We start from the raw sequence: 18122 nt of genomic DNA, 5'->3' as shown, positions 1-18122 counted from the left end.
CCAGCTGCGCCGGCCGGACGCACTCACCCCACCACTCACCGACTCATGGACAGGATCGACATGACCGAGGCCTTCGTCCGATGCGGACCCCGCCACCGGCCCCTCACCGAGGTCCAGGACCGAGCAGTCCGGTTCGCCGGTGCCCTGCAGGGGCTCGGCGTCGGCCACGGCGACCGCTACGCCATCGTGATGCGCAACGAGATCGCCTACGTGGAAACGACAATTGGCGCCTCGTCCATCGGTGCGGTACCGGTACCGGTGAACTGGCACTGGACCGGCACCGACCTTCGCCACATCCTGACCGATTCGGGCGCCAAGGTCGCCGTCGTTCACAGCGATCTGGTCCCCGCGGTCGAGGCGCAGGCACCCGAGGGCCTGGTCATCATCGAGGCGGCCGTGCCATCGGAGGTGTCGAACGCATACGCGCTCGGCCACGTGCCGGTGACCGGCCGGCACCCCCTGCTGACCGACCTCATCACCGCCAGCGCCCCCGCGACGGCGACCGTTCACGCACCGCCCATCTCGGTCATCTACACCTCGGGGACCACCGGTCGCCCGAAGGGCATCCTGCGCAACCCCATCGCCGCGGCCGCCATGCCCGACACCCTGCGCGAGTTCTCACAGAGCATGGGGATCCGGCCGGGCGGCACGACATTGATCCCGGCCCCCCTCTACCACGCCGCTCCGAACGTCGGCATGTCGTTCGCGGCAGCGATCGGCGCCAACATCGTCATCATGCCGCGGTTCGACGCGGAGGGGTTCCTCGCCCTCGTCCAGGAGTTCCGTGTCGAGACGGTCCAGATGGTGCCAACCATGTTCGTCCGGCTCTTGAAGCTGCCCGAGCAGGTGCGCCGGGCGGCCGACGTCTCCTCGCTGAAGACCGTGGTCACCGCGGCCGCCTCCTGTCCGCCGGACGTCAAGCGCGCCATGATCGACTGGCTCGGACCGATCGTCAGCGAGTACTACGGCGGCGCCGAGACCGGCGTCCTGGTCGAGTGCACCGCACAGGAGTGGCTCGCGCACCCGGGAACGGTCGGCCGACCTGTCCGTGGGGCGGCCATCAAGATCCTCGACGCCGACCGGCGCGAGGTGCCCGTCGGAGAGGTGGGACTCGTCTACGGGCGGCCGACGACGACGTGGCCCGACTTCACGTATCTCAACGATGACGCCGGTCGCCGCGAGGTCGATGACGGAACGGGCTTCATCACCGTGGGCGACGTCGGCCGTGTCGACGACGACGGGTTCCTCTACCTCAGCGACCGACTCAAGGACATGATCGTCTCCGGCGGCGTCAACATCTACCCGGCCGAGATCGAGGCGGCGATCGTCCAGCTCGCAGGCGTGCGGGACGCGGCCGTCTTCGGCATCCCGGATCCGGACATGGGCGAGGCGATCGCGGTGCACATCGAGCTCGAACCGGGAGCCGTCATCACCGAGGAGGACGTCCGCGCGCACGTCCGCTCGACGCTCGCGAGGTACAAAGTGCCGAAGGTCGTGGTGTTCGACGACGCCCTCCCCCGTGAGGACACCGGCAAGCTCTTCAAGCGCATGATCAAGGACCACTACTGGTCGGCGGCCGGGAACGGCTGAGGTGACCTGCGCGGTCGCCGGCGGGCGTCCTCCTTCCTCGCGCGAGATCCACTCGATCCCGTGACGCGGCGAAAGTGATCACTTGGCTACTCTCCGTTCGACCTTGTGGCGGTGAGTGACCGTCGCGTGATCTCTCCGAACGGAGCCCCGGGTGACCCCACCCTCGTCCCGGCCGTCCCGACGGCCCGGTCCCCACGTCCCTGACATCGCGAGACGTCCGCGCGGGGCGCGATCGTCGCGGCGCGTCGCGAGCGTGGTGCTGGCCGCCGCGCTCATCGCGGCGCCCGTCCTGACCGGCACCGCCGCCGCCGCGCCGTCCGGCCCGGTGCTGATGGCGCCGGTGCTGGTCGCATCGGGCAGCACCTGGTCGATCACCGAGGACGGCGGGGTGTACACCGTCGAGCTGCGGCTGACCGAGCCGTTCCCGGTCCGCTCCGAGGTCGCCGAGCTGCGCATCGACGGGGAGATCATCGGCATCGCCGTTCCGTCGGAGGACGGCCTGTCGGTCACCACCACGACCACCGATCCCGACGTCGCCAACGCCACCGAGGTCGTCCTGGTCTGGGACGGCTACCCCGACACCGAGGCGGTCGACGGCATCGGCGCGACGCAGGCCGAGCCGACGCCGACCGTGCTCACCGACGACCCGGCGACCGAGGGCCGGTTCGACGTCCGGCGGGCCGACTACAACCTGGGCGATCAGGTCATCGATCTGCCCGGCCTCGGTGCCAAGGGCGAGATCCGCGGCGCCGTGTACTACCCGGACGCCCGCGGCGCGCACCCGGTCGCGGTGTTCCTGCACGGCCGGCACGCCGCGTGCGTGAACCGGTCCGCCGAGCCGGCGTGGCCGTGCTCGGGCAGCGACATCCCCAGCTACCTGGGGTACGAGGACGCGGCGGAGGCACTGGCCAGCAACGGCGTCGCGGTCGTCTCGATCTCGGCCAATGCCATCAACGCGCTGGACGACGGCGCCGTCGACTTCGGCACCGAGGCCCGTGGGCAGCTGGTGCTGCACACCCTCGATCTGCTGGCCGCCGCCACCACCGATGGGTCCCCCGGCTTCGCACCCGACCTCACCGGCCGGCTGGACCTGTCCCGGGTCGGCCTGATGGGGCACTCCCGCGGCGGCGAGGGCGTGGTCCGGGCCGCGCAGCTCAACCAGCTGCGGGAGCAGCCGTACGGGATCCTGTCGGTGATGCCGTTGGCGCCCACCGACTTCGGTCGGCTCAGCGTGCCGGGTGTGGTCACCGCGTCCGTGCTGCCGTACTGCGACGGCGACGTGGCGGGCCTGAACGGGCAGCAGTACCTGGACGACGCCTGGCGCTCGTACCAGGACGACTCGGTGCTGCGGTCCTCGGTGCTGGTGATGGGGGCCAACCACAACTACTTCAACACCGTCTGGTCGCCGGGTGGCTTCCCGGTGGGCGGCGCGGACGACTGGATGTTCGCCGATCGGGACCAGAGCAATCCGGTGTGCGGCGCATCGGCGCCCACCCGGCTCAGCCAGCCCGAGCAGCGGGCGGTCGGCACCGGGTACCTGTCCGCCTTCTTCCGCTTGACCCTGGCCGAGGAGGAGCAATGGCTGCCGCTGTTCGACGGGTCCAAGACGGTCACAGCCTCGATGGGGCGGGCCGACATCCGGGTGACCGCCACCGCCCCGGTGAAGGACCGGCTGGACATCGCCCGACTGACCAGCGACGCGGCGAACGTGACCGTCAGCGGCGCCCAGGCCGAGCTGTGCGCCGGGACGGGCACCGTGCCCGGTCCGGGTCTGCCCGCCTGTGCGTTCCTGCTCGAGGATCAGCTGCCCCATTTCGCGCCCGCAGCGCTGGCGCCGGAGGTCGGCACGGGCACGATGCTGCACGCCACCTGGACGTCGCCCGGCGGGGCCGTGCGGGTGGCCGTACCCGACGACGCCCGCAACCCGGCCGGTCTGGGCAGTGACGCGGCGCTGACCTTCGGGCTCGCCCCCGACGACGACACGATCGACCGGGTCGACGTGACGGTGCAGGTCGTCGACGGCAGCGGCGCGGTGGCCGAGGTCGACCCCGCACTGCTCACCCCGGCCGCCACGGTCCTGCCCGGCGTGGGCAAGCCGTTGCGCAAGGTGATCCTGCGCGGGGTGACCGTGCCGCTGGGCACGCTCACCGGCATCGACACCACCGACGTGCGGGAGATCCGGTTCACCGGTGGCGCCGCCGGCGGCGTCCTGCTGTCCGGCATCTCGTTCAGCCGGCCGGCGCTCGGCAACCCGGGGACGCCCGACCTGCCGCAGCTGACGATGCGCGCGACGACCGTGCTGCAGACCGAGGCGCCCTCCACCGGCACGATGGCCGTGCTCCTCGACCGTCCGGCCACCACCCCGGTGACCGCGGTGGTCAGCGCGTTCAGCAACGCCGACAGTCAGCTCGTCACCACGGCGCCGGTCCGCTTCGAGGCCGGCGAGCGATGTGTGGCCGTGCCCCTGCCGGTGCCTGCCGTGTTCGGGGCGCGCGGTCGGGTCACCGCGCTGGTCGCGGCGGCGGCTCTGGTCACCGAGGCTCTGCCGACCGTGACCAACGTCCGCGTCGGCGTCGGCCGGGCCGACGCCGCCCAGCGGGTCGGCATCCCGGGCGACGTCTGCGCCGAGGCCACCGCGCCGGTGGGCCGAGCGTCGGTGACGCCGGAGTCGGCCGCTCCGGGTGCGGCGGCGACCATCACCGCCACCGGCTTCCGGGCTGGCGAGACGGTCATCCTCACCGGGCTCGGTGAGCCGGTCAGCGTGCTGGCCGACGACACCGGTGCGGCGCGGGTCATCCCGGTCGCGCCGGCCGTGCCGGCCGGGGTGGTGCCGTTCACGCTGACCGGGTTCGGGTCGGGCATCACTGCCACCGGCACGTTCACGGTCACCGCCGGCACCCCGACGACCACCACGCCCACGACCACGCCGTCGAGCGGCACCACCACGACGGTGACCAGTACCGAGACGTCCACCGCACCCCCGACCACGGTGACCAGCACCGAAGTGGTGGCCACCACACAGCCGACGACAGGGCCGACCACGCTGGTCGAGGTCGTGGCCGTGCGCGACGGCGGTGGGCCGGCTGACGGCGGTCAGTCCAGGACGGGCGTCGGCGGCGGCTCCGGCTGGTCCGGCACCGGATCGGGCGGTTCCGGCGGGCGATCGAGCGACCCGGAGAAGTCCGGGGTCGCGTCCGGCACGCTCCCCTCCACCGGCGTGCACACCAGCGGCATGCTGATCGCCGCCGGCGGCCTGCTCGTCGTCGGCGTCGCCCTGTCCGTCTGGGGCGCCAGACGCCGCCGGGAGCAGTGACCCGGCTCCGTCACGACACGTGAACGGCGCCCGGCCCCGTGGGATCCACGGGACCGGGCGCCACTGTCGTTCCCGTGGGGCCTGCGACTCAACCGACGTTGACGCCGAAGTCCTTGGCGATCCCCGCGAGTCCGGTCGCGTACCCCTGACCGATGGCGCGGAACTTCCACTCGGCGCCGTTGCGGTACAGCTCGCCGAAGACCATGGCCGTCTCGGTGGACGCGTCCTCGGTCAGGTCGTACCGGGCCAACTCCTCGCCGGTGGCCACGTCGACCACCCGGATGTAGGCGTTGCGCACCTGCCCGAACGACTGGTACCGCTGGTCGGCGTCGTGGATCGACACCGGGAACACGATGGCGCTCACCTCGGCCGGCACCTGGGCCAGCTCGACGATCACCACCTCGTCGTCGCCGTCGCCCTCGCCGGTCAGGTTGTCACCCTGGTGCTGGATGGACCCGTCCGGCGACCGCAGGTTGTTGTAGAACACGAACCACTCGTCCCCGAGCACGGTGTGCGTGCTGCCCAGCGCCAGCGCGCTGGCGTCCAGGTCGAAGTCGTGGCCGGAGGTCGAGCGCACGTCCCACCCCAGGCCCACGGACACCGACGTCAGGTCCGGTGCGGCCTTGGTGAGGCTGACGTTGCCACCTTTGCTCAGACTGACACCCATGACTGCTCCTCTTGTCTCGATCTCAGGTCGGGTCGGGTCGGGCCGGGTCAAACCCGGGGCTGCAGGACGCCGGCGAGCAGCAGGCCGGCCACCACCGCGGCCAGCGCCAGGCGGTAGATCACGAACGGCCGGAAGCTGTGCGTGCTGACGTACCGCAGCAGCCAGGCGATGACGGCGTACCCCACGCCGAAGGAGACGACGGTCGCCACCGCGATCGGCCCCCACGGCGGACGGACCGGGTCGTCGGCGATCTGGGTCAGCTGGTAGACCCCGGAGCCGAGCACCGCTGGGATGGCCAGCAGGAACGAGTACCGGGCCGCCGCCTCCCGGGTGTACCCCATGGCCAGACCGGCGGCGATGGTGCCACCGGACCGGGAGACGCCCGGGACCAGCGCCAGGCACTGGGCCAGCCCGAACAGCAGTCCGTGGGGGACAGTCAGCTGCTCGAGCGTCCGGTCGGTCCGGGCCCGGGCGTCGATCCAGCCGATGACCAGCCCGAACCCGGCCAGCATGGCCACCGTGATCCACAGGTTGCGCAGCGTGGTCTCGATCTGGTCCTGGAAGAGCAGGCCGGCGACGACGATCGGCACCGAGCCGAGGATGACCAGCCACCCCATCCGCACGTCGGCGTGGTCGCGCGGCACCCGCCCGACCAGCGACCGGCACCAGGCCAGCGCGATCCGGACGATGTCCGCACGGAAGTACACCAGCACAGCGATCTCGGTGCCCAGCTGGGTGATCGCGGTGAAGGCGGCGCCCGGATCCTGGCTGCCGATCAGCTGGCCCACGATGGACAGGTGCGCCGACGAGGAGATCGGCAGGAACTCGGTCAGCCCCTGGGTCAGACCCAGCAGCACCGCGTCGAACCACCCCATCGGGCCCTTCCTGCCGATCGAGCCCGCTGCCGGTCGGCCGGGCCGCCGCACGGGCGCGGCGAGCGCCCAGTGTGGACGGCCGATGCTGAAGCCAGCCTGAACGCCGCTGATCCGGACCTGGAGCTGGCCGGGCGGGTCAGTCGTGCACGGACGGCAGCCGCAGTTCCAGCCGCGCCCCGCCCAGCTGCGACACGCCCAGACGTGCTGTCCCACCGGCGACCCGGGCACTCTCGGCCACGATGGCCAGCCCCAGTCCGGTGCCCCCGCGATCCCGGTCACGGGCGTCGTCGCGGCGCTCGAACCGCCGGAACACCCGCTCCCGGTCCTCGACCGGGACCCCCGGACCATCGTCGTCGATCCACACCAGGGCCGTCGCCCCGTCGTCCCGGACGGTCAGCGCCACCGCCGAACGTGCGTGCCGGCGGGCGTTCTCGACCGCGTTGCGCACCGCCCGGGCGGTGAGCGCCGGGTCGGCCAGGACCCGCGCCGGTCCCACGCCGCTGGCGTCGACCTGCACGCCCAGTGACCGCAGCCGGGCGCCCTCGGCCAGCAGCAGGTCGTCCAGGTCGACCTCCTGCTGGTTGAGCGTCCCGCGTTCGTCCAGCCGGGCCAGCAGCAGCAGGTCGCTGACCAGGTCCTCCAGCCGGGCGGCCTCGGCGTCGACCACCTCGGCCAGGCCGGACAGCGAGGTGGCGCCCGGGTGCAGCAGCGCGACCTGCGCGTGCTGGCGGATCGCGGCGACCGGGGAGCGCAACTCGTGCGAGGCGTCGGAGACGAACTGGCGCTGGACGGATCTCGCCTGGTCGAGCCGGCCGAGCATCCGGTTCATGGTGACGGCCAGCCCGGCGACCTCGTCCCGCCCGGGCGGCGCGTCCACCCGGCGCGACGGATCGTCGCCGATGCGTTCGACGTCGGCCCGGATCCGCTCCACCGGGCGCAGCGACCGGCCGACCACGATCCAGGTCAGCGCGGCGACGAACACACCGGCGGCCGGCACCGCGACCGCCAGCAGCACGGCCGCGGCCCGGGTCGCGTCGTCCACACCCTCGAGCGACCGCGCGACCACGACGTGTTCGACACCGGCCGACGGCAGCGCGATCTCACTGGACCGGACCACGTACCGCTGGCCGGCGACCCGGACGGTCGCCGCCTCGGCGGCCACCGGCAGCGGCGCGATGCCGGCGAAGTCGTCGTCGGCGACCGCGACGACCTGACCGTCCCGCTGCAGCTGGATGACCACCTCGTCCGCCTCGAACGGCGGCAGCCGACCCGTGGCGCGGGTGTCGGCGGCGATCTGGGTCGCCTGCTGGGCCGCGGTGGTGGCCTGGGCAGCGACCGACATCGACTGCAGCACCGCCAGGAACGCCAGCGCGCCGACGACCAGCACCACCAGGACGACCGCGGTGGCCACCCCGGTGATCCGCACCCGCAACGACCAGCGTCGTCCCACCGCCCGCACCTCAGGTGTCCGCGGTCAGCCGGTAGCCGACGCCGCGCAGCGTCTCGATCGTCTCGAGCCCGAACGGCCGGTCGATCTTGGCCCGCAGGTGCGCCACGTAGACCTCCACGATGTTCGGATCGCCGTCGAAGTCGTCGTCCCAGACGCCGCGCAGCAGTTCGAGTTTCGGTACCACGGTGCCCGCTCGGCGAGCCAGGAAGGACAACACCGCGAACTCGCGGTTGGTCAGCACCATGTGCCGGTCGCCCCGCCGGACCTCACGGGTGGCCGGATCGACGACCAGGCTGCCCACCACCAGCTGCGTCGGCCGCTCGGGCCGGCCGCGACGCATCAGCGCCCGCAGCCGGGCGACCAGCACCGGGAACGCCACCGGCTTGACCACGTAGTCGTCGGCGCCGGTGTCCAGCCCCTCGACCTGGTCCCAGGCGCCGTCCTTGGCGGTGAGCATCACGATGGGCGTCCAGTTGCCGTCGGCACGCAGCTGCGCGCAGACCTGGTAGCCGTTCATGCCGGGCATCATCACGTCCAGCACGATCGCGTCGTACTGCACCTCGCGGGCCCGCCACAGCCCGTCGACCCCGTTGCCGGCCACGTCGACCGAGAAGCCCTCGGCGACCAGCCCGCGGCGCAGCCCCTCGGTGAACCGCGCCTCGTCGTCGACCACCAGCACCCGCACCCGGCCAGTGTTCCCCGGCGCAGCTGAAGGCGAGCTGAAGCGGCTCAGCCGCCGGCGCGGGTGCGCCAGCGGGTGTAGGCGTCGTCCTCGCCGTCGGTGATGTCGGTGGTGTCCGGTTCGGTGCCGACCGCGAACGCCTCCGCGGCCTCGGCGGCCGAGGTGACGTCCAGCGGGGCGGGATCCGCGGCCGGGCCGTCGGCGCCGTCGGCGGAGACCTCCGGCCCGCCGATCGCCTGGTCCATCCACTGCACGGCGTTCCAGCCGCGTTCCGGGTCGCCCTCGAGCACGACCACGCCGGTGTTGGACAGCGGGTTGCGGGAGCCGTACCCGGGTTCCAGGTTCTGCGCGCGCACCGTGGCCCAGGTGCGGATGATCGCGCCGTGACTGACCACCAGGACCGCACCGTCGTCCGAGGAGACCGCGCTGACCGCGTCCTCGATGGCCCGGTCGTAGCGCTCGATGACGTCGTACCCGAGTTCACCACCGGGCATCCGGACGTCGAAGCGGCCCTGCATCCACTCGCCCAGCGCGTGCAGGTAGCGATCGACCGAGGGGCGGTCGTTGGCCATCTCCATGTCGCCGGCGTCCACCTCGCGCAGACCCGGCAGCACCCCGACCGGCAGCCCGAACTGGGCCGCGGCGGGTTCGGCGGTCTCCTGGGCCCGGGTCTGGTTGGACGCCCAGATGGTCCGGACCGGCTGGTGGGCGATGGCGTCGGCCAACGCCTGGGCCTGCTGGCGGCCCAGCTCGGTCAGCGACGGCCCCGGCACGGCGGTGTCCAGGAGCCCCTGCGCGTTGGACGGCGTCTGGCCGTGCCGAGCCAGGAGCAAGATCGTCATGAGAAGTCCCCCAGTTGCCATCGCCGGACCGCGTCCCGCGCTTCACGATAGGCGGACCCGGTGGCGAACCCGGGCAGGGGTTCGCCCCGGCCGTCCTGCCGGGCGTACGACCCGAGGAACCGCCACAGCGCCGACCGTCGGCGCAGCGCGACGAGGACGTCGGCCATCGCGGGGTCGGTGAGGTGACCGTCGGCATCGACCGTGAAGACGTACTCCCCCATCCGCGATCGGGTCGGTCGCGACTCGAGCCGGGTGAGATTGATGCCGCGGGAGGCGAACTCGGTCAGCACCGCCAGCAGGGAACCCGGGTGGTTGTCGACCGAGAGCACCATCGAGGTGATGTCGTTGCCGGTCGGCGCGGGGACCGGGCCGGGGCGGCGCAGCAGCACGAACCGGGTGACGGCGTCGTGCCGCTCCCCGATGTCGGCCGCCGCCGCGACCAACCCGTACGTGACGGCCGCCACCGGCGCGGCCGCCGCGGCGTCCAGGTCGCCGGCCGCCACGGCCGCCGCGGCCGCCGCGTTCGACTCGCACACCACCGCGCGGGCCCCGGGCAGCTGCCCCTCGAGCCAGCTGCGCACCTGGGCCAGCCCGTGCGGGTGGGCGCCGACGGCGGTGACCGCCGACAGCTCGGTACCCGGCCGGACCAGCAGGTCGAAGGTCACCGGCACGTGCGCCTCGGCGGTGATCAGCAGCGGCTCACCGTGGATCAGCTCGTCCTGGGTGACCGGGACGGATCCCTCGACCGAGCTCTCCAGCGCCACCACCGCGGCCCCGACCGAGCCGTCCCGGACGGCCCGCAGCGCGGCCGGCACGGTCGGGGCCGGGCGACGCTCGACCGGGCCGGGGGCGCGACGGCTCAGCAGCTCCGCGGCCTGCTCGGTGAACGTGCCCTCCGGTCCCAGGTACGCCCACCGCTCGGTCACCGGGCCACCCTAGCCAGGCGGCCGCCCGGCACCCCCGGTGCCGCGACCGCGACACGGGATCGGCACAGTGGAGATCATGGAACGTCGTATGCCGTACGCAGCCGCCGCCCGCACCGTCCGCCCGCGCCGCCGCACCGTGCCGTTCGTCGGTGCGCTCACCGCCGCCGGGTTGGTCCTGGCCGGCTGCGCGGGCGCTGACCCGGAGACGCCCGCGACCTCGACGACCAGCCCGGCGTCCTCGGCCCCGACCTCGTCCTCCCCCGCAGCGACGACCTCGGCCCCGACATCGACCTCGACATCCGCCACCGGGGCGCCGGACTCGACGCTGCCGGCCGGTCCGCTGGGCGAAGCCGCGGCCTGGGTGCTGCCGCTGCTGGAGCCCGGCGGCGCGGACCTGACCGAGGCACAGGCCACCGAGCGGTTCACGCCGGAGTTCCTCACCCAGGCCCCGATCGCCCAGCTGAACCCGATCCTCGGGCAGTTCCGGGCCTTCGGGCCGTGGACGGTGAGCGAGGTGCAGGAGCAGAGCCGGACCGCCGCGGTGCTGGTGCTGACCTCGGACACCTCACCCCCGCTGGCCCTGTCGATCAGCGTGGACGACGCCGGCCTGATCGACGGGTTGCTGTTCCAGCCGCACGTCGAGCGGGACCCGGCGACCAGCCTGGGCGCCCTGCAGGCCGAGGTGGACGGACTGGGTACGGAGACGTCGCTGCTGGCCCTGCCGATCACCGACGCCGCGAGCTGCGACACCGACCCCGGCGCGGCGGGCCTGGCGCTGCGGGTCGACGAGGCGCGTCCGATGGGTTCGATCTTCAAGCTGTACGTGCTGGGCGCGGTCGTCGACGCGGTCGCCGCCGGCACGCTGAGCTGGGAGGAGACCCTGACCCTCAGCGACGACGTGCGCAGCCTGCCGTCCGGTCAGCTGCAGAACGAGCCGACCGGCACGCCCGTGACGGTGCAGGACGCGGCCGCCGGGATGATCGCCATCAGCGACAACACCGCGACCGACCTGCTGATCCAGCGGCTGGGCCGGCCGGCGGTGGAGCAGGCGATGGCCGACCTGGGGATGGCCGACCCGGCCGCGAACCGGCCGCTGCTGACCACCCGCAACCTGTTCCAGCTCGGCTGGGGCACGCCCGACCGCACGCCCGAGTGGGTGGCCGCGGACGAGGCCGGCCGGCGTGCGCTGCTCGACGGGCTGCCGGGTGGGCCGCTGGCGATCGACCCGCTCACCGTGACCACCGTGGTGTGGCCGGACGGTCTCGAGTGGTTCGCCACGGCGCGGGACATCTGCCGGGCGCACCTGGCCCTGTCCGACCGGGCCGGCACCCCCGCCGGTGAGCCGTTGACCGAGATCCTGACCGCCAACCCGGGCGGGATCGACCCGGCGCAGTGGCCGTCGGTGGCGTTCAAGGGCGGCAACTCGCCGGGGGTGGTGGCCGGCAGTTGGCTGGCCACCGACGCCGACGGCGAGCGGTTCCTGGTCGTGTTCCAGACCGCGTCGACCGATCCCGGTGCGGTCCCGCTGGAGCCGCAGCTGGTCGGTGTCGCCCAGGACGCCCTCACCCTGCTGGCCGGATGAGGCCCGGCCGGCCGGGGCTGGCCATGTTCACAGTCAGGGCAGCCAGTCGACCCGGCCGGCCAGCAGCGAGTACCCGACGAACGCGAACACGTCGAGCAGGGTGTGGGCCACGACCAGCGGCCACAGCCGGCGGGTGCGGCGGAACCACAACGCGAACACCACCCCCATCACGGCGTTGCCGAGGAACCCGCCGAACCCCTGGTACAGGTGGTACGAGCCGCGCAGCACCGAGCTGATGGCGGTCGCCTTCCACGGCCGGACGCCGAGCTGCTCGAGCCGGGTGAGCAGGTACCCGACGACGAGGACCTCTTCCAGGAAACCGTTCTCGAAGGCGGCGAGGATGAGCACCGGCACCCGCCACCAGGCGTCGTCCAGCGTGGTCGGTGCCACCGCCAGGTTGATGCCGATGGCGTGCGCGAACAGGTAGAAGAGCAGCCCCGGGATGCCGATGAGCGCGGTCAGCCCGACCGCCGCGAGCAGGTCGCGGCCCGGCCGGCTCAGGTCCAGGCCGAGCCGGGTCCGCAGGTGCACGCCGGAACGCCACAGCAGGTAGAGCGCGAGCGCGCCCCAGGCCAGGCCGGAGGCCACGCTCAGCAGCTGTTTGATCAGGTCCAGGTACGACGCCCGCGCCTGCGGCACCACGATGGCCACCGTCTGCTGCGCGAGCGGGGTCGGCGCCAGCAGCGAGTCGATCAGGTTGACCAGGCTGCGCAGCCCGCTCATGCCCAGGGTGACCAGGAAGACGATGACGAGCTCGATCCGGACGGATCGCGCGGTCTCGGCCGGCGGACGGTCCGGCAGGAAGGACGGGCCGGCCCCGGTGCCGGTGAATCCCGCAGCGACCCGGTCGGGAGCCGGTGGACCGGCGGCAGGAGGTGTCGTCATGGCCACGTCAGGGTAGGTCGAGCCCCGGCCGATCGGTGCCCACCGAAGACCCGTGGATCCGTCGCCACCGCCGCGGGGCGTGCGCGATCCGATCGGAAGCGTCGTGACGGACGCGGCCGCTCCCCGTCCTCACCGTCAGCCCTCCGCGCAGGACGACGACATCCTCCGCCGGCCGCCGCGCGCGTCCCCGACACTCACATGTAGGCGCCGATGCCGTAGGCCCAGTCCTGTTCAGCGCCCGGCGGCACCACGATCCGCCGTCCTGTCACGCCGTGGGGGATGATCCGCACCCATCTCAGATCGGCATCCGCGACCCACGGCTGCAGGCCACTGGTCTCGGTCCGTTCCCGGACCTCTTCGCTGTGTCGATCGGTGAGTTCCTCGGCCTGGCCACGCACGAGCACGCTCCATCCGGTCCGTGTGACCGTGTCGAAGTCATCCACCTGGAACGTGACGTTGGCGTGGCTCGCGTTGGTCAGCTTGGTGCCCGGCCTGGACCTGATGACGACGACGCCGCGGTCCAGGGTGTAGTTCACGGGAAGGATCAGCGGGTAGCGCTCCACCATGACTCCCAGTCGTCCGACGGTCCGAGCGCTCAACAATTCGGTGCACTCCTCGTCGGTCAGGGTCTGCAGTTCAGCGGCTTCCGTCATGACATCCTCCTCGTGCGCAGGCATTCCCCCGGTTCTCGACCGTAGGCCGATCCGCGGCGGTCGGCCGGGGAAGTCAGCTGGACCGGTAGCCGCGCCACACCCGGCAGAATGAATTCATCGGCACCGAACGAGTGACCGCGCCACTCGATCGGAGATCTCCGTGGCCATACTCTATTGTCGATACGTCAAGAGTATTGGCATGAACCACATGTCACTGGACGACTGGAGTAGTTGTCGAAGCTGACCGGGGGCCCCATGAAGCAGGTGCTGACCGAGATCCTGAGCGCCGAGGAGTTGGACGACGCAGCGGTCACCCGGGTGCTGACCCTGGCCCGCTCCCGACTCGGCATGGACCTGGCCTGGTTCTCCAGCACGATCGACGGTGATCAGGTCGTCGAGGTGCTGGACGGCCGCACCGAGCTGTTCGGCGTCCGACAGGGTGACCGACTGGCACTGGACGGCTCCTACTGCATCCGCGTCCTGGCCGGCAAGCTGCCGGCGGTGATTCCCGATACCGCCGCCAACCCGGTCACCAATGCGCTCGGAGTGACGCGGACCGTCGGGATCGGCGCGTACGTGGCGGCGCATCTGCGGGCCAGCAGTGGCGAGTACTACGGCACGCTCTGCTGTTTCAGCTCCGCGCGTCAGCCCAGTCTCGATGAGCGGGACGCGACGTTCCTGCAGGTGCTGGCCGACCTGCTCGCCGATTCGATCGACCGACGTCTCGAGCAGCGACGCAGCGCCGAGATGGTCCGGGACCGGATCCGGTCGGTGTTGGACGACGGCGGTCCTCGCATGGTGTTCCAACCCGTGGTCCGCCTCTGCGATCTCGAGACGGTCGGCTACGAAGCCCTCGCTCGATTCCCGGGTGGCCACGGCGGTCCCGAACAGTGGTTCAACGATGCAGATCGGGTCGGCATGGGGTGCGACCTGGAACTCGCAGCGGTGCGCAATGCACTCGCCGCCCTTCCCCTGTTGCCGGGTGCGCTGTGGCTCTCGGTGAACGTGTCCGCACGCACCCTCATCGACACAGCGCTGTGGTCGGCCCTCCCGAGCCACGCCCGGGCTCGCACCGTCCTGGAGATCACCGAGCACGCGCCGGTTGTCGAGTATCGCGTGCTGCATCATCGCATGCGCGACCTTCGGAGTGCCGGCATACGGTTCGCCATCGACGACGCCGGGGCCGGGTACTCCGGCATGCGTCAGCTCGTGGAGTTGCGACCAGACATCATCAAGATGGACTACCACCTCACCCACGGGATGAACCGGGATCCTGCGCGCCTGGCCATGGCCACCGCTCTGGTCGCCTTCGGCAACGCCACCGACTCCGTGATCCTCGCCGAGGGCATCGAGACCCGAGCCGAGCTGCTCACCGCTCAGCAGCTGGGTATCGGGCTGGCCCAGGGGTACTTCCTCGGCCGGCCGATGTCCATCGAGGATCTGTCCTGCCCGGTGGGCATCGACGACGCAGCTCCGAACGAGGTCACCGCCGTCTCCCTCCCCACCGGGTGAGCGTGGACCGGGCGCGAGTCATCGCCATCCCAGTCGCTGTGAGCAACCATTGCGCTACTGTTAGCAACCACCACTGGTCAACCCGCCCACGAGTCCGAGCGGGCGATCACCCTTCGTACCGGCCTGCCGAGGCGTGTGGTCGAACACGCGCCCAGCTGCGACACGCCGGCTTCCAGGAGTGCCATGTTCGCGATCCTCGTGCGCTGGATGCAACCGCGGGACGCCGCCGCGGCAGCGCGAACGGTGCGGCTCTTGACCAGGGTCGCCGCGGTCGTCACCATCCTGTTCGCCTTCCTCCGCCCTCCGGACGGCGTGGACCGATCGGCATTGGTGCTCCTGACCCTGCTCGTCGCCGCGACCGTCGCCGGAGCCGGTCAATTGACCGGTCGACTGGGGAAATCGGGCACCCATCGAGTGCTGTGGGTCCTGGTGCCGGTCCTGGCGGTGATCGGGACCACCGCACTCGACCTGTTCACGGCGGACACGTCGACGACCGCCGTGGTGTTCTTCTTCTTCCCCGTGCTGTTCGCCGCGTCACAGCTGCCGCGTGGCGGTGTGGCGGTGGTGACGACCTGCGCGGTGATCGGCACGGCCGTCGTCGTGTTCACGCAACGGTCGTTCGCCGACGGACTGCCGGACTTCGGCTTCGTGGCCGCCGCCCTGCTGGTCACCGCCACTCTGCTGACCGAGGCCGAGGAACAGCGCGAAGCCCTCCTGCAGAAGATGCGTCGGCAGGCGGCGATCGACCCGCTCACCGGGCTGGTCACCCGACGGGTCCTGGACGAGGCCGCGCGAACCGCGCTGTCGGGTGCCGCCAGCCCCGAAGGCACCGTGCTCATCCTCATCGATGTGGACCACTTCAAGTGGATCAACGACTCGTTCGGGCACCCAGGAGGGGACGACGTCCTGCGCGGCGTCGCGGAAGTCCTGACGTCACTGAGTCGACCGAACGACGTCGTCAGCAGACTCGGCGGCGACGAGATCGCGCTCCTGCTTCCGGGGTGCCCACCTGCCGCAGGGCTCGAGCGGGCACGGCAGATCATCGAAGCCATCCGCTCGCGTCGGTTCCGCACCGCGGCGGGCGAGTTCGTCGATGTCACGGTGAGCATCGGGCTGGCACACGCACCGACCCATGCCGGTGACCTCCGACCCCTGTACTCGGCTGCAGACATCGCGCTGTACCAGGCCAAGCGAGCCGGGCGGAACCGGATCGGGGAGCCGGCGGCGACCGGGCTGTGACGGACGCCCCGGAGCGATCGGATCGCCGCAACCCTGTGTGATCCTCGTGCACCGACGACCGAACCGCGCGCCGGGGACCGCAGCGCGTGACGACTGACCGCACTCGGCGACACGCTCGCCTGAGTGACACCTCGTCAGAGCGATCCCAGGCTCGCCCGTCGAACGCCCACCGTCACGCGGTTTCCGCATTCGGGTCGCGATTCTGGTCAATCGGGTGGAGCTTCGACCGGCCGGCCACCGAAATGATCTCTGTACGTCGCACGATTTCATCTCGACGCCCGGCGTTCGAATCTGAAACACGTTCATCTTGAACTGATCTCAGTTCGCCAGGAACCGCTCGCGGGCCTCTTTCGAGCTGAACAAGATCGATTACCGACCGATCCTGACCACCGAATCTCAGGATATTGTTCGCGGACGGATCGCGCTTTCTCGGGGGAACGCGCGTCGACCGGTGACGTCGCCGCTGCCGCAGGGGGAACGAGTACATGATCAAATTCGACCGTCATCAGGTGGACCCACACCCACGGTCTCATCACCTCACACGCCGGATGACCGCCGTCGGCGCCGTCCTCGCCCTCACCGCCGGGACCGCCCTGGTCGGGATGGGCGTGGCCACGGCTGCCGGACCCGTGTCCCAGGCCGAGGGACGGTTCCTGGGCGGAACGGTGCTCGGCCTCGATCTGGACTCGGTCCTCACAGTGGCGCCCGCGACCGCCGTGAACCCGGGCGAACCGGACCGGGTGGTGAGCCCGAACCCGCTCGACGTCAGTGCTCTGAACGCCGTGGACGTCGAGATCACGCCCGGTGTCAATCTGCTGGGCGACAACGCGCTGCTGTCTCTGGGGGCGGTCAACCAGGTCGCCGTGGCGGACGCCGACGGCGGCTCCCTGGGGGCCTCCGGCGCGGTCAACGACAGTGGTGCCATCGACATCGGCGGCGCCGGCGTTCCGCCCTCGGACGCCACCCTGGACCTGGCTCCACTGATCGACACCCTTCCTGCGGTCAGCCCGGTGCTCTCCGATGCCGGATTGACCGTGGGAGCGGTGGCCGCGACCGCCACGCAGGCGGCAGGCGCCGGCGCCCAGACGGGCGACTACGGCATCGCCTCACTCGATCTGTCGTTGACCAGTCCCACGCTGGCCGCGGTCACCGGCGATCTGGACGCCACCCTGACCTCGCTGCAGCCGACCGTCGACGGCCTGGTCGACCTCATCAGCGACGTGGTCCCCGGGGCGGAGGTGACCGGCATCCCTGATCTGGCGGATCTGGTCGCGACCCTGTCGGTGGTCAGTACCGCGGATGGGTCGATCACCGCTGACCTGGACACCGGCGTCATCACGATCGACATCGCGGCGGTCCTGGCCGCTCAGGGCCTGGATCTGAACGACCTCGGTCCGTCGACGTCGTTGGTCCCGTTCATCACGGACGCCCTCACCACCGAACTCCTGCCCGCCATCTCGGCCGAACTGACGGCGCTCGGCGAGCAGATCGCCGCAGCGATCGACAGCATCGAGGTCGTCACGGTGCTGGGCCCCGTCGTTCCGGCTGTGATCGCCGGCATCCTGGCCGCCGCGATCGACGAGGTCACGGCGCCGATCGACGTCGTCGTGGCCGGACTGGGCGACGAGGTCATCACCCCGCTGGCCACCGCCCTCGAGACGGTGCTCGAGCTCAACGCCAACGTGCAGACCACCGCCGACGGCGTCTTCACCGAACGCGCGCTGCAGATCGGTCTCGTCCCTGCCGCGCCGGTCGCGTTGATCAACCTGGCCTCGGCCTCCGTGGGACCGAACCAGTTCCCGCTGCCGACGCCGACCGCCACCGGGATCGACCCCGGCACCGGCCCCGAAACCGGCGGCACCACGGTGACCATCACCGGCACCGGGTTCGTCCCCGACGCCACCAC

General features: G+C 71.7%; 14 protein-coding genes. 6 read left to right on the top strand and 8 right to left on the bottom strand.

Annotated elements, in window-relative coordinates; all coding sequences use genetic code 11:
• Nucleotides 1–60 precede the first annotated feature (60 nt).
• Nucleotides 61–1590 (top strand): AMP-binding protein, encoded by a 1530-nt coding sequence (locus JL106_RS11000; RefSeq protein WP_205260772.1) that lies wholly within the window; start codon nt 61–63, stop codon nt 1588–1590.
• A 253-nt stretch (nt 1591–1843) separates the two neighbouring features.
• The gene (locus JL106_RS10995) at nt 1844–4903 is read left to right on the top strand and encodes an LPXTG cell wall anchor domain-containing protein (RefSeq protein ID WP_205260771.1); all 3060 of its coding nucleotides are present in this window, start codon (nt 1844–1846) and stop codon (nt 4901–4903) included.
• An 88-nt stretch (nt 4904–4991) separates the two neighbouring features.
• Here the strand turns inward: JL106_RS10995 and JL106_RS10990 are convergent, their stop codons facing one another.
• The 6 genes from JL106_RS10990 to pheA form a co-directional block, all read right to left on the bottom strand.
• The gene (locus tag JL106_RS10990) at nt 4992–5570 is read right to left on the bottom strand and encodes a TerD family protein (protein ID WP_205260770.1); all 579 of its coding nucleotides are present in this window, start codon (nt 5568–5570) and stop codon (nt 4992–4994) included.
• Between the two features lie 47 nt (nt 5571–5617).
• Nucleotides 5618–6445, bottom strand: coding sequence for an undecaprenyl-diphosphate phosphatase (locus JL106_RS10985; RefSeq protein ID WP_205260769.1), 828 nt, complete (start codon nt 6443–6445; stop codon nt 5618–5620).
• A gap of 136 nt (nt 6446–6581) precedes the next feature.
• Nucleotides 6582–7895: a sensor histidine kinase gene (locus JL106_RS10980; protein ID WP_205260768.1), complete on the bottom strand. Its 1314-nt coding sequence runs from the start codon at nt 7893–7895 to the stop codon at nt 6582–6584.
• A gap of 10 nt (nt 7896–7905) precedes the next feature.
• Nucleotides 7906–8580 (bottom strand): response regulator transcription factor, encoded by a 675-nt coding sequence (locus JL106_RS10975; RefSeq protein ID WP_205260767.1) that lies wholly within the window; start codon nt 8578–8580, stop codon nt 7906–7908.
• A gap of 44 nt (nt 8581–8624) precedes the next feature.
• Nucleotides 8625–9419, bottom strand: a complete 795-nt coding sequence (locus JL106_RS10970) for a histidine phosphatase family protein (RefSeq protein ID WP_205260766.1) — start codon at nt 9417–9419, stop codon at nt 8625–8627.
• Nucleotides 9416–10345, bottom strand: coding sequence for a prephenate dehydratase (pheA, locus tag JL106_RS10965; RefSeq protein WP_205260765.1), 930 nt, complete (start codon nt 10343–10345; stop codon nt 9416–9418). The genes JL106_RS10970 and pheA overlap by 4 nt, the downstream gene beginning before the upstream one ends.
• 76 nt (nt 10346–10421) lie before the next feature.
• On the opposite strand from pheA, the gene JL106_RS10960 reads away from it, so the two are divergent.
• Nucleotides 10422–11927, top strand: a complete 1506-nt coding sequence (locus JL106_RS10960; RefSeq protein ID WP_205260764.1) for a serine hydrolase — start codon at nt 10422–10424, stop codon at nt 11925–11927.
• A gap of 33 nt (nt 11928–11960) precedes the next feature.
• Here JL106_RS10960 and JL106_RS10955 read toward each other — a convergent pair whose 3' ends face one another.
• Together JL106_RS10955 and JL106_RS10950 are read right to left on the bottom strand one after the other, a co-directional pair.
• Nucleotides 11961–12812 carry a CPBP family intramembrane glutamic endopeptidase gene (locus JL106_RS10955; protein ID WP_205260763.1) on the bottom strand — a complete coding sequence of 284 codons (852 nt, stop codon included), beginning with the start codon at nt 12810–12812 and terminating at the stop codon, nt 11961–11963.
• 194 nt (nt 12813–13006) lie between these two features.
• Entirely contained in the window at nt 13007–13465 is a 459-nt protein-coding gene (locus JL106_RS10950; RefSeq protein ID WP_205260762.1) for a pyridoxamine 5'-phosphate oxidase family protein, read from the bottom strand.
• A gap of 255 nt (nt 13466–13720) precedes the next feature.
• Here JL106_RS10950 and JL106_RS10945 point away from each other — a divergent pair, with 255 nt between their 5' ends.
• The 3 genes from JL106_RS10945 to JL106_RS10935 all read left to right on the top strand — a co-directional run.
• Nucleotides 13721–14977, top strand: coding sequence for a sensor domain-containing phosphodiesterase (locus JL106_RS10945; RefSeq protein ID WP_205260761.1), 1257 nt, complete (start codon nt 13721–13723; stop codon nt 14975–14977).
• 183 nt (nt 14978–15160) lie between these two features.
• Nucleotides 15161–16216, top strand: a complete 1056-nt coding sequence (locus JL106_RS10940) for a GGDEF domain-containing protein (protein ID WP_205260760.1) — start codon at nt 15161–15163, stop codon at nt 16214–16216.
• A gap of 548 nt (nt 16217–16764) precedes the next feature.
• Nucleotides 16765–18122 (top strand): choice-of-anchor G family protein (locus tag JL106_RS10935; protein WP_205260759.1); only part of this gene is annotated, 1358 nt, incomplete at its 3' end.

This window comes from Nakamurella leprariae (assembly GCF_016918035.1).
In the GTDB taxonomy this organism is placed as follows: Bacteria; Actinomycetota; Actinomycetes; order Mycobacteriales; family Nakamurellaceae; genus Nakamurella; species Nakamurella leprariae.
Note: the sequence above shows the minus strand (reverse complement) of the source record. Positions and strands in the feature narration are given on the sequence as shown.